26 protein-coding genes are annotated in these 10,167 nt (G+C 41.1%); 22 read left to right on the forward strand and 4 right to left on the reverse strand.

Annotation, left to right across the window (positions count from 1 at the left end; genetic code table 11):
* A partial coding sequence (locus D6D85_RS16695) for a hypothetical protein (protein WP_373695745.1) occupies window positions 1-219 on the reverse strand: 219 nt, incomplete at its 3' end.
* A gap of 58 nt (window positions 220-277) precedes the next feature.
* On the opposite strand from D6D85_RS16695, the gene D6D85_RS09115 reads away from it, so the two are divergent.
* The 19 genes from D6D85_RS09115 (at window position 278) to D6D85_RS09185 (ending at window position 6,080) form a co-directional block, all read left to right on the forward strand.
* A complete protein-coding gene (locus tag D6D85_RS09115) occupies window positions 278-505 on the forward strand; it encodes a hypothetical protein (RefSeq protein WP_125671743.1) in 228 nt (75 codons plus the stop codon).
* A 1-nt stretch (window position 506) separates the two neighbouring features.
* Window positions 507-875, forward strand: a complete 369-nt coding sequence (locus D6D85_RS09120) for a hypothetical protein (RefSeq protein ID WP_125671744.1) — start codon at window positions 507-509, stop codon at window positions 873-875.
* Window positions 872-1,063 carry a hypothetical protein gene (locus D6D85_RS09125; RefSeq protein WP_125671745.1) on the forward strand — a complete coding sequence of 64 codons (192 nt, stop codon included), beginning with the start codon at window positions 872-874 and terminating at the stop codon, window positions 1,061-1,063. Before D6D85_RS09120 ends, D6D85_RS09125 begins: the two co-directional genes overlap by 4 nt.
* Before the next feature lie 40 nt (window positions 1,064-1,103).
* The gene (locus D6D85_RS09130; RefSeq protein ID WP_125671746.1) at window positions 1,104-1,460 is read left to right on the forward strand and encodes a hypothetical protein; all 357 of its coding nucleotides are present in this window, start codon (window positions 1,104-1,106) and stop codon (window positions 1,458-1,460) included.
* A gap of 27 nt (window positions 1,461-1,487) precedes the next feature.
* The gene (locus tag D6D85_RS09135; protein ID WP_125671747.1) at window positions 1,488-1,763 is read left to right on the forward strand and encodes a hypothetical protein; all 276 of its coding nucleotides are present in this window, start codon (window positions 1,488-1,490) and stop codon (window positions 1,761-1,763) included.
* Window positions 1,691-2,050, forward strand: coding sequence for a hypothetical protein (locus D6D85_RS09140; RefSeq protein ID WP_125671748.1), 360 nt, complete (start codon window positions 1,691-1,693; stop codon window positions 2,048-2,050). Before D6D85_RS09135 ends, D6D85_RS09140 begins: the two co-directional genes overlap by 73 nt.
* Window positions 2,051-2,082: 32 nt before the next feature.
* The gene (locus tag D6D85_RS09145) at window positions 2,083-2,487 is read left to right on the forward strand and encodes a hypothetical protein (RefSeq protein ID WP_125671749.1); all 405 of its coding nucleotides are present in this window, start codon (window positions 2,083-2,085) and stop codon (window positions 2,485-2,487) included.
* Between the two features lie 4 nt (window positions 2,488-2,491).
* Window positions 2,492-2,758 carry a hypothetical protein gene (locus D6D85_RS09150; RefSeq protein WP_125671750.1) on the forward strand — a complete coding sequence of 89 codons (267 nt, stop codon included), beginning with the start codon at window positions 2,492-2,494 and terminating at the stop codon, window positions 2,756-2,758.
* The gene (locus tag D6D85_RS17040; RefSeq protein WP_272914433.1) at window positions 2,742-2,873 is read left to right on the forward strand and encodes a hypothetical protein; all 132 of its coding nucleotides are present in this window, start codon (window positions 2,742-2,744) and stop codon (window positions 2,871-2,873) included. The genes D6D85_RS09150 and D6D85_RS17040 overlap by 17 nt, the downstream gene beginning before the upstream one ends.
* A gap of 113 nt (window positions 2,874-2,986) precedes the next feature.
* Complete coding sequence (locus D6D85_RS09155) at window positions 2,987-3,346, forward strand: hypothetical protein (RefSeq protein ID WP_125671751.1); 360 nt, start codon at window positions 2,987-2,989, stop codon at window positions 3,344-3,346.
* Between the two features lie 4 nt (window positions 3,347-3,350).
* Entirely contained in the window at window positions 3,351-3,815 is a 465-nt protein-coding gene (locus D6D85_RS09160) for a hypothetical protein (RefSeq protein WP_125671752.1), read from the forward strand.
* Window positions 3,816-3,890: 75 nt separating this feature from the next.
* Window positions 3,891-4,019 carry a hypothetical protein gene (locus D6D85_RS17045; protein WP_272914434.1) on the forward strand — a complete coding sequence of 43 codons (129 nt, stop codon included), beginning with the start codon at window positions 3,891-3,893 and terminating at the stop codon, window positions 4,017-4,019.
* A gap of 141 nt (window positions 4,020-4,160) precedes the next feature.
* Window positions 4,161-4,589 carry a hypothetical protein gene (locus D6D85_RS09165; RefSeq protein ID WP_125671753.1) on the forward strand — a complete coding sequence of 143 codons (429 nt, stop codon included), beginning with the start codon at window positions 4,161-4,163 and terminating at the stop codon, window positions 4,587-4,589.
* A complete protein-coding gene (locus tag D6D85_RS17050; RefSeq protein WP_272914435.1) occupies window positions 4,586-4,711 on the forward strand; it encodes a hypothetical protein in 126 nt (41 codons plus the stop codon). The genes D6D85_RS09165 and D6D85_RS17050 overlap by 4 nt, the downstream gene beginning before the upstream one ends.
* A 4-nt stretch (window positions 4,712-4,715) precedes the next feature.
* Window positions 4,716-4,895 (forward strand): hypothetical protein, encoded by a 180-nt coding sequence (locus tag D6D85_RS09170; protein WP_125671754.1) that lies wholly within the window; start codon window positions 4,716-4,718, stop codon window positions 4,893-4,895.
* Between the two features lie 4 nt (window positions 4,896-4,899).
* The gene (locus D6D85_RS16350; protein WP_161969799.1) at window positions 4,900-5,037 is read left to right on the forward strand and encodes a hypothetical protein; all 138 of its coding nucleotides are present in this window, start codon (window positions 4,900-4,902) and stop codon (window positions 5,035-5,037) included.
* Window positions 5,018-5,323, forward strand: a complete 306-nt coding sequence (locus D6D85_RS09175; RefSeq protein ID WP_125671755.1) for a hypothetical protein — start codon at window positions 5,018-5,020, stop codon at window positions 5,321-5,323. Before D6D85_RS16350 ends, D6D85_RS09175 begins: the two co-directional genes overlap by 20 nt.
* Window positions 5,292-5,609, forward strand: a complete 318-nt coding sequence (locus D6D85_RS09180) for a hypothetical protein (protein WP_125671756.1) — start codon at window positions 5,292-5,294, stop codon at window positions 5,607-5,609. Before D6D85_RS09175 ends, D6D85_RS09180 begins: the two co-directional genes overlap by 32 nt.
* 156 nt (window positions 5,610-5,765) lie before the next feature.
* Window positions 5,766-6,080, forward strand: coding sequence for a hypothetical protein (locus D6D85_RS09185; RefSeq protein WP_125671757.1), 315 nt, complete (start codon window positions 5,766-5,768; stop codon window positions 6,078-6,080).
* 490 nt (window positions 6,081-6,570) lie between these two features.
* On the opposite strand, the gene D6D85_RS09190 is transcribed toward D6D85_RS09185, so the two are convergent.
* From D6D85_RS09190 to D6D85_RS09200, 3 genes are read right to left on the reverse strand one after another with little or no spacing between them, the layout of a single operon-like run.
* Entirely contained in the window at window positions 6,571-7,431 is an 861-nt protein-coding gene (locus D6D85_RS09190) for a Cdc6/Cdc18 family protein (protein WP_125671758.1), read from the reverse strand.
* A gap of 40 nt (window positions 7,432-7,471) precedes the next feature.
* Window positions 7,472-7,654 carry a hypothetical protein gene (locus D6D85_RS09195; RefSeq protein WP_125671759.1) on the reverse strand — a complete coding sequence of 61 codons (183 nt, stop codon included), beginning with the start codon at window positions 7,652-7,654 and terminating at the stop codon, window positions 7,472-7,474.
* A gap of 20 nt (window positions 7,655-7,674) precedes the next feature.
* On the reverse strand, window positions 7,675-8,802 hold the full coding sequence (locus tag D6D85_RS09200) for a Cdc6/Cdc18 family protein (RefSeq protein WP_125671760.1): 1,128 nt from the start codon (window positions 8,800-8,802) through the stop codon (window positions 7,675-7,677).
* 488 nt (window positions 8,803-9,290) lie between these two features.
* Between D6D85_RS09200 and D6D85_RS09205 the strand changes: the two genes are divergently transcribed.
* Genes D6D85_RS09205 through D6D85_RS09210 form a run of 3 tightly spaced genes read left to right on the forward strand, consistent with a single transcriptional unit; the run spans window position 9,291 to window position 10,060 of the window.
* Entirely contained in the window at window positions 9,291-9,722 is a 432-nt protein-coding gene (locus D6D85_RS09205; RefSeq protein WP_125671761.1) for a hypothetical protein, read from the forward strand.
* On the forward strand, window positions 9,715-9,861 hold the full coding sequence (locus D6D85_RS16355; RefSeq protein ID WP_161969800.1) for a hypothetical protein: 147 nt from the start codon (window positions 9,715-9,717) through the stop codon (window positions 9,859-9,861). The genes D6D85_RS09205 and D6D85_RS16355 overlap by 8 nt, the downstream gene beginning before the upstream one ends.
* Window positions 9,845-10,060, forward strand: coding sequence for a hypothetical protein (locus D6D85_RS09210; RefSeq protein ID WP_125671762.1), 216 nt, complete (start codon window positions 9,845-9,847; stop codon window positions 10,058-10,060). The genes D6D85_RS16355 and D6D85_RS09210 overlap by 17 nt, the downstream gene beginning before the upstream one ends.
* Window positions 10,061-10,167 lie beyond the last annotated feature (107 nt).

Below are 10,167 nucleotides of genomic sequence, written 5' to 3' on the forward strand. Positions count from 1 at the left end.
GCCACCACCAGCACCACCTACTCCACCACCCAGACCACCTCCAACAGCCCCACCAAGACCACCAGCACCACCACCAACGCCACCTCCACCACCCCCAGCACCTCCACCGACAGCACCACCTGCCCCAGCACCAGCACCGAGCTTATGGGAGAGAGTTAAGAGAGGGATAAGAAGGATATTTGGAAGACCGTGATCTCTCTTTTTTAAATAATCTTTCAATCTTTTTTGAAAAATCAAATTTATATTAATCCTTTTTTCAAATTTTAGCAGGATCAGGATGGATGTAAAGGCGATGGTTCTTGACCTGATCCAGAAAGAGCCTTTTAAAGGGAAAATGCACTACATCATGAAACTATCAAGAAACCAGAGGCTAGATGACATGATCAGGGAAGCGTTAAAGGAAGCTGAGCAGGAAGGACTCATCATTGTTGTGAAGGATGGGCAGAGAAGAAGGTATAGATTAAGTGAGAGAGGGCTTAAATATCTAGCCTCAATAAGGGGATGATATGGAGACAACAATCCTGCTATTCATTGCCTATATTTTGGCAGTTACCCTATTGGTAACAGTAGCGAAGAGAAAGAAGTGGATAGAGAGAATTAGAAGGAAGTATATGGAGCTAGCAGAAAGCATAGAAACCTATGGGTTACCCTATGGGGTAGTGGAAAGCGATAAGATACCTGCTTATCTGAGCGATGCCAAAATAGGGGAGATATATGCGATGTGCCACAGAAGTTGTGATCCCGTGCATACAACCGATTTAGTGAAAAGGCTTATGGACATAGCAGGTGAAAGCGATCCTGATGCCTTCATAGTAGCCTCATTGATTACAGTAGCATCCATCCTGTCAATTGTTAAAGAGGTTAGGGAAGGATGATTCAGGAGATTATTGAGAAGTTAGGGTTAAAGGGAGACATTTTTTACGTGAATGGAAGGTATTTTGTCGTTATGAAGAGAGGAATTGCAGAGATCAAGGTGGACAGGAGAGATATTTCCGTGATAATAAATATAGATGGTGAAAAGAAGATCCTAACCTTCAGGGAGAGGGTAAGGTTCAAGCAGTAACTTTATATAGAAACAACCCCCCTATTATTGGGGGATAGATGTGAGAAAGTCGGTAGTCGGAACAACTATATTGACGTATTTGATAATGAAATCTTGTAATGGAAAGACCCTGACAGAGGGACTTTCGGATCTGATGTCTCATGCAATGCAGGTTTTGGGTAAAGAAGATGCATTCAGAATGACGAGGGGGGGAAGTGCAGAGAACAGGGTAGCACAGCTAAAAAAGGAAGGACTAATGGTAGAAGAGGGAAATGTTCTATGGCTTACAACCAAAGGACTTGAGATGATAGAAAAAATAGACAAACTGATAGATCTTGTGAGGCAGAGCAGGGTAGAAAACAGAGTAAAGAGTGCAGAGCAGGTGGCAGACCTGCTAGCAAAAGGTGATCAAAAATGATTATAAGCAACGAGTTCTCAATTTCGTATGTCGGAAGTGATGCTGAAAAGGAGAAAGAAACCGAAGAGATATACAACACCGGAAGGAGAGGAAGTGATAGAGGGGACACCGGAACAGATAGCCTATGCAATAAAGGATTTCGTTCAGCAGAGGAAGTCAGTAGTGAAGGAGATTCTGGAACAGAGGAAGAGAGGAAGGATGGGATACATCAGGGAGCTAGTGAAACTGATATGGCAGGAGATAAAGGAAGCGTATTACAGCATGATGAGGGGAATTCAGAAGAGGGAGACGAGGAAGAGATAATCAGAAAAATAACCCAGATAGTAGATGAGAGGGGGAAGGTTCTCTTAAAAGAGCTGGAGGATAGACTTGATAAGCCAGCAGAGGATCTATGGAGACTTCTTATAGAGAGAAGGCATTACTTAGAGGGAATAGTGCCGTTCATGGATAAAGAGGGAAACAGATGGGTAATGACTAAAGAGGTATTCGATATTGAGGTAACTAGACTGATAAGACTTCAGACAGCTAAAAAAGGAAATAGGAAGAAGAAAGCAGAGAGGAAAGTTGAGGATCTGTCGGGGTATTTGTGATGTGTCAGATGAATTATGGGAGGGGGATACCTATGTGTGATATATATGTGGCGAAATGTTTTTTCAGCACCTTTGGGGAGTGTGATTTCGAAATCCCATTCCATCTGGGGGACTTTAATACAGAGAGATTCGAGATCGCAGTAGTGTGCCCCAAACATAATACAGATTACATAAGAACAATGATGCCCATGTGGTATGAGATAGAATTCTTAGAGCCTACACCACAGGAAGAGGAGTATTGGAAAAAGAGAGACAAAAGCCTATATGAGGAGCTTATGGAGTGGAAGAAATATGCAGGACAGAGGATACTTATACTGTGCTTTACAGGAAATGCAGGGAGAAATGCAGAGATAAACCATCCAAACCTCATATCCCCGTTCAAGATAGCCAGAGTAAAGGGATTACCTGAAAGCCTAGTAAATGAGAGGATAAGGTGATAATATGGCCAAGAAATTGCAGGATTTAGTGATAAGCTCATTAGCTGAGGGTTTGACAACTTATGTCAAGCAGAAGAAAATCCCATTTTTCATAGTGAGCCTAAAGCAGGGAGAGGGATACATCGAGGTAATAGTGAGTGGAGAAAAGAAAATAGCTAGATTTTTCCTGAAAGACAGAGAAGAGGCAGAGAAATTCATAGATGATTTAAAGGCCCTAAACTTCCTGATAACAGGATTCAGGGAGAGGGATGAGTATGCTTTCACTCCTTAACCTGAGCGACACAATATATTGCGCGCGCGAGGAGATGGCTTATAGTAGCTGTGATCCTGCTTTTAGTATTGCTGATCCTAATGGTCAAGAGGGGGATGTAGATGGACGCATTTGAATTTTTAGCTTATATTACAGTCATCGGCCTTTTGCTCATGATAGAGCATAGAATAACCGAGTTAGAGCTAAGGATAAGGGAGATCCAGCTTATGATGAGATTGGGGGGAGATTATGAAGCTGATGAAGGTGAGTATTCTGGTGCTGTTATTCCTGCTAAGCCTCCTATCGATGCAGGACATAATATTGATGGTAGGATTCTCGATGTATCCGACAGTAGGCCCGTTAGCAATAGGCTTATGCAGGGACGAGACTATTAAAGAAGGGGATATAATAGCCTTCAGGTATATGAACCACAGCATAACACATAGAGTAATATCGATTCAGGGTAACACTATTGTTACCAAAGGAGATCACAACGACTTTTATGAAGTTATTGATAGGAAGGATGTCAAGTGCAAGGTGGTGTGGTATCTATCGCTCATCCCTCCGGAAAGTGTAGAAAAGCTTTATAAGAAAATGGGGGGAAAGTGAGATTATGTATTGCCCCGTCAAAATGCCTGAAAAGAGAGCCTATGAGATTTCAGCCATAATTTCAGCAATATTTGCCGTGATGTATGCCCAAGTGGAGCTATGGATAAATTGGGAAAGAGTGTTTCGCACAATATCTATCCCATTCGAAGGAGTGAGGATAGGCGAAGCTGTGATCCCCGTCTCTCTATACAACCTGATTTTCACCACAGCATTGTATATTTTAGTGGCCTTTGGCCCTCTCATTCCTTTTATGAATTGGAAGGCCTTTGACATGGGTCTAGGAAACTTCTTTTTGATCTGTCTTTTAGAGGATGTATCCTACTTTGTTCTAGCAGGAAGGATGATAACACCTTCTGATTACACAGCGAAGATGCTAGGCTATTTTCAGATAGGAAACGTGGTTATTCCTGTGTGGTATATCCTAGACCTGATCCTAGTAGTCTATTTCTATTCCAAAGCTTTGAGGTAACACATCTAAACTAATGGATGTGTGATATGGGTATCACATATCACACCTCCTATATTTTTGGAATAAGGTGATAAGATGGGAGATGCAAGATATTTCCTGAAAGAGGAAAATAAAAGGAGAAGGATAGAAAAAGAGATAAGGAAAAAGGAGATAGCCACAGAAAGAATACTTAACAGGGTTAGATCGCACCTGAAACAGAGGTAGCACATCTAAATTAATGGATGTGTTACATCAAGATGTGATAAGGTGTGATATATCACACCTGCTTTCAAAAAATATGGCCATATAGCAACGGTTTCATTAAGTTTATATAGAAGACCCCCCTCAATCTGAGGGGATCAAAATATGGCAGATGGTGTTGTGAAAAAGAATGAGAAAACCGAATTAAAAAAAGTTATAATAGGTGAAAAACCCATAAGGGATTATGTGAGAGCCGTATGGACAATTTTGTTTAGGGAAGGGGATGATAGGGTAAAGATAGTCGCCGCAGGAAAAGACCCCGTTCACAAGGCAGTAACGTTAGCAGGTATATTCCAAGATCAGCACGGATGCAAAGTAGAGGGGATAAAGCTGATAACACAGAACTTAAAGGATGGGAGAAAGAAGACAAAATTAGAGATATATGTGAGAAAAACACCTGAGAGCACACCTGAGCAGAAGGAGAAGCTATTTCCAAGAATAAAGCCTGTATCCGATGTTACACCTGCTTCACCGAAAGGGCCAGCTGTAAAAACTAGGCCTTCTACACCCAAGATGGAGAGAGTGATAAGATGACAAAGAAGAAACCTGAGTGGATAGGAATAGGGCTGAAAAAAGCAGACAACGGTCTGGGGAAGCTAGAGGAGATAAAAGGGCTTTTAATAGAGGGGGTTAAGAAGGCAGAGGAAGAGGAGTGAGAATATGAGCGTGGTGGAATGCAGGTATTGTAGGTGGTTCAGGCTTTTGAAAAGAAGGATACCAAACAGGAAAGAGGACGGATGGTGCATCATGAAAAATAGATTTGTTAATTCCACAGACAAAGGCCTTTGTGGCTATTATTGGCCAGCTGTCCCGTTAGTTAAACCTGTGATACAGGGGTAAGAGGATGTGGGGAGAAAATCTTCCGAAGGAATGGAGAAAATGGCCACCGACAAGAAGATGGAGGGAGTATCCATTTCCGAAGAGGGAGTGGCAACCCAAAATAAGAAAAAAGGGGGGATGGTATGAAAGAATTGACCCCTGAGGAAGTGAAAAAGCTTGACTTAATTGCGAAGGTGGCCCCGATGATACTAGGGGATGATGAATTCTGGATGACTGTCATAAGTAGGTCAAACAGCGAGAAAGTGGAGAGGCTAGTCTATGCGATAAACGAGATATTTCAGGGGGAGACGTTAAACGACTGCATCTCTGCTTTATTCATCATGTTTGTGAACGTGGTATATCAGGGAGCAGAGGCAGATCCAGACTTTATGGAAAAATTAAGGGAGATGGTGAAAAATGCCGAAGCAAAAGACGAGGACACAAACTAAAGAGGTAGATTTTGGGACATTAAACAAGATGGTGGATGTGATAAGGAAAGAGGGGGAAATAGATGTCGAGAAGCTAGCCTTTATGTTTGGAACAACAGCCTACCAGATAGCGAAGGCATGGAAGGCAATGGGGGATGATTTCAAGGACATAAGGGTAACCCCTGATGGAACATTTTATGTGGCGAAGGAGTGGAGAAAAATATCGAAAGAGGAAGCTGAATACCAGCAAATGCTATCAGAGGAGCTTAAAAAAGAAAAAGAAGAAACAACAGAGGAGATACCATGAGAAGTGTTTTAATAGGGGGTCTGGATCGTGCCGATGTTTTAATGGGAGGTAAAATGGTGGGAAATCCCGTGTCTTAATTGGGCAGGTGATATATGGTGTGGTGTATTGATCAACAGGATATGCCTCCCTTCAGATATAAACCTTGATGGTGAGAATATGAAGTGTGGTATAACAAAGTATTTTGCTCTTAGGGCCTTGAGAAATTTTGAAGGTGGGTTAAGAGAGGATGCAAAAAGGATAATACAGCAGGAGCTTGAGAGGGTAGGCCTGATAAGAAAAGAGGAGAGCATCAATGGAATTCTGCACAGGATGAAAGAGGAAGGATTAGTCGATCCTATTTATAGACTTACAGATAAAGGAAGAGCATTGCTAGAGATATTGCCCAAAAGGGTAAGCTCTTTATCAATAGCCAGAGCCAACCAGAGGGGGAAGATAGTATGGGTAAGAACAGATATAGAAGAGATAGAGTGAATCCGTTAGTTACTCCGAGACCTGTCCCCCCTAGAGCTTTGCCCCCCATAGTAACACCAAGACCAGCACATCCAAGAAAGCCAAAAAGCTACTTGTGATTTTATTGGTGTTCTTATGAGGAAGGCAGGACACAAGGTGATGGCCCTTCTCGTGGGGGGATCATGATGGAATGTTTTGATGAGTGCTTTAATGATGCCACAGGGACTATGCCTCCCAGCGTGTTTTAATCGGCCAAAGAGGTGATATGATGAGTGTTTTAATCCCCCGAAGGAGTGTATTTATCCCGTTACGGGAAGATCCAAAAGGTGGTGTTTTAATGCACCAAGGTGATGTTCTTCTGTAAGGAAGGATCTAAAAGTAAAGGGATGATTTAATCGATATTTTTTGGAAAAAGATAAATATAAACTTTTCTTTGGCAGTCTGATGACCAGCCCTTTATATACTCATTGGCAATGCGATTACCAGCCTTTAAAATAGGGGGTATTAGTATTTAAGCTTTTTCGATTGATTGTGATAATCTGAAAAACCTCTCTATTTCCTCCTTTTCCCACTTGTTCTTAGAGCCTGCATAATACAATGCCCTGATGGCTATTCCTGCATTTCCATGATAGAACCTAGCGACAAAATTCGCTATGTATTCCAAGCCTTTTTCATCGTAGCTGTGCAATCCCAATTCAGCTCTCTGTTTGAGTATGGAGTAAAGGTCAGCAGAAGTGTATGGTGGAAAGAAAAGTCTCTCAGGCATGTATGTCCCTATGAAATCTGGATCAAGGGTTTCCAACCATAACGGAGCATCTGAGATGAAGATAACTGAGGCATCCGTGTTCTCAAACAGCAGATACAGGATCTCAGGAATTGCCTTAACCAGAGGGGGTTTTGAGGGACGCCTTTTTGGAGCACATCTATCTGTGTAGCATGGGTCATCTGTGGCCCATTTTGGCCTGTAAAATCTGGTGTCCGATAGCTTATCTATATCATCTAGGATAACCACAGTCTTCTTTCCACTTATCTTCTTTATTGCCCTCTCAACTAAAAGAGACCAAGAAGTGCCCTGAGGACTGTCAGTAATCACTCTTAAAGCTGAGTAGCTATTGTAAACGTAACAAGGAATGTAGAATATGGGAAGCTCAATTCCCTTCTCCTTAGCGTATTCCTTCATCTTGTTTGTCAAATATCTCACGGTTACAGTTTTACCTGATCCTGTTAATCCTGCTAAATAGATGTATTCGATCATATTCCTGTCAATGTGGTTTATCAAGGCAGTAGCTATCCAATTGGCCTCATCCCTCAGTTTGATGCTATCAGGAATGTAAGCAAGATGGAAGACCTTAGGATCTTTCAGGTTATCCATCAACTAATACCCCCCATTAGTAACTAACCTCCCTAAGCAATTAACCCCCCTTAGTTCTTGAGTGCATCCTGATAGCTATATCTATCAGTTCATTGAAGCATAGAGCATATACCTCAAACAGAATGATGCAAGCCCAGACAGCAGGATCAGGGAAGGCAGAAAATATTATGGCATCTAGGATAGCATAATAGCAAAGCAGGAGACTGAGAGCTACTCTGGACATATAATCACTCCCTTTAGGCGTTAATATTCCTCTCTTTCCTCCCTTTTGTTTTTAGCTTCTTTAACATAAGAGGGATCGACAATCAATTGACAGGTAGAGCCACCTCTTCCCCTTCCCCTCAGAAGCATTATTAACCCCTGAGCCTGCAAATACGCCAGCATCGAAAAGAAGGTGGCCTTAGCGACTTTATACTTCTTTGTGAATTCTTTATATAGCTCAGAGGCCTTGACCTCGTAGTCAGGAATCAGCGAAAGCAGGTAAACCTCTTTATCGCTTAAGTTTTTTATTGAATCAACTACAACAGAGCGAACAGCACTTCTTATTGCTTCCGGAACTAGCTCGTCTAGCCACTCGTCCCCCATGAACATCAGAGCACGTATCGCAATTCTTGCATCTCCAAGATAATTTTCTGCTATTTCTTCAGCCATTTTCTCTATTATGCTCAAGGAATAGCGATACAAACCCTTTTCAGCCCTGTCTTTCATTATATGAAACAGCTCTTCCTTTCTATAAGGCCTAAAGATCACATGAATGGGAAGAAATGAACTCTGAGTAGCAGGATCTAGTTGATCAAAAAACTGAACATTCTGGGCTATGGTTATCAAGAATGCATGAGTATTGCGAGTAACAGTAAATATGGCATCGGCATCCTTTTGTCTATAATCTGAGGCAGGATTATAGGGCTTTACATCTCTTAAAAAGTCAGCCTCATCGAGAACGAGGAAGGTGTATTTTTTGGCGTTTAAAGTATCAATGAACGCTTCTACTAGGTTCGGGTCTCCTATTTTTTGCCCTGTTATAGCAGAATATATTTTATAGGACGTAGGATTCTCTCTGCATGAGATGTAAAACACCTGATAGTCCTCCTTTTTTATGTTGCCTTTTTTCTCCTGCAAACTTAGAATATTAGAAAGAAGGAACTTTACAGTTGTGGTCTTTCCTGAGCCTTTGCCCCCTTGAACGTTCAAGTGTGGTCGCAGTTTTGAGCCAAGATAGAAGGAGATGGCCTTGATTATGTCATCTGCTTCTTCTCTTAAGTAAATGGATTCTGGGATGAAGCTAAGATCAAAGTATCTCGGATCTCTAATGTTCTTTCCGGCAGAAAAATACTTAGAAGAACGATCCTCGATATAATCTAGGAGATCCATACTCGACTAGGTAAGGGTCAAAATAAAAACATTACGCTCAATGTTCAAAACCGATTTATAAAATCAGTAGGGAATCCATTCAATCAAGTGAAATATTTAGAGAAATCCGACCCCCCCCTTTTTGAACATTTTTTCTTGGGGGGTCAATAGGTAACAGGAGAAGGATAGGGATATAGGCCGTATAATATAAGAAAATAGATAATATAGGTGTATAGAGAATAGATAACTCGTCCATTCTACTCCGGCCGTATATAGATACCCCTAAAGAAATGTTCAAAAAGGGGGGGGGCGAGTTTTTCTAAATATTCTATTCTCTTATACCCTCCTTAAAGTTTTTCGAAAAGTTTATATATACATTTAGCATCTATAAAACATCCAGAGGAAAACCCCTCCTTTCCACTCCTCCTTTCCACTCCAGAAGCCTTCTCCTTGTCCTTCCCCGATAAGTTTATATAGGAGACCCCTATAATTCCATAGGGGGTCAAATGATGATGAAAGGAAAAACCAAGAAAAAGAAGGAAAAGGCCAAAGAGAAAGGCCCTGCTATCCCTGAATTTGCCGAACCCCTAGTATCCTTAGGCCAATCCAAGAATGAAGGTGAAATGAGGGACTATTCATGGGCTAAAGTTACAGAGGAAAGTGAGGAAGCAGTAAAGAGATGGGAGCTAATCCTAGATAGATGGTATCTCAACACGCTCCTCGATCTCTTCAGGAAATCCAAAGACTACCCTGTAAAAAGGGCTATCATAAACCTGATAATCAAGAGATTGCAGGGAGAACTTACGGAATATGAGAGGGCCACCCTGAAAAACTTCCTGTGCAAGGAAGATGCCGAAGAATTTCTCAGGAAATACAATATTGTGATACCCTCTGAGTTGTTGATGCCCCCTGCTGAGGAAAAAGGTGATTCCAATGAGTGAATACAGAAAAACGATGGAAGAATTCGAGAAAATGGACATAGAATGGGCTAAATATCTTTTAGCAGAACTATCCCTATTTAGAAGACTAGGATTAATAGATAATAAAAAGAAAGGTGATCCCAATGATAAAAGTATATAAATATGTAATATTGAGAGACATATCCAACAAAACGAAATTAAAAGGTATAAAAATATGGACAGAGCTAAAACCTGATTCTCAATTGTCAAAAAAGCAAAGCCCATTGAGAATATCCCTTAAAAACCTCAGAACCTCCCTTCTTTTAAGGGGAAAACACACCAATTTTACAACAGAATTTTTGAAGGAAACGTTTAAATAAAAGATTGATTTGCATAAAATAACAAAGAAATGAATTACAAAAAACTAACTATGCCATTTGGATATGTCTATATATAATAACAATACCTGATTTTTTAAGCTTCTCGC

This window comes from Candidatus Methanodesulfokora washburnensis, assembly GCF_003947435.1.
Lineage (GTDB): Archaea > Korarchaeota > Korarchaeia > Korarchaeales > Korarchaeaceae > Methanodesulfokora > Methanodesulfokora washburnensis.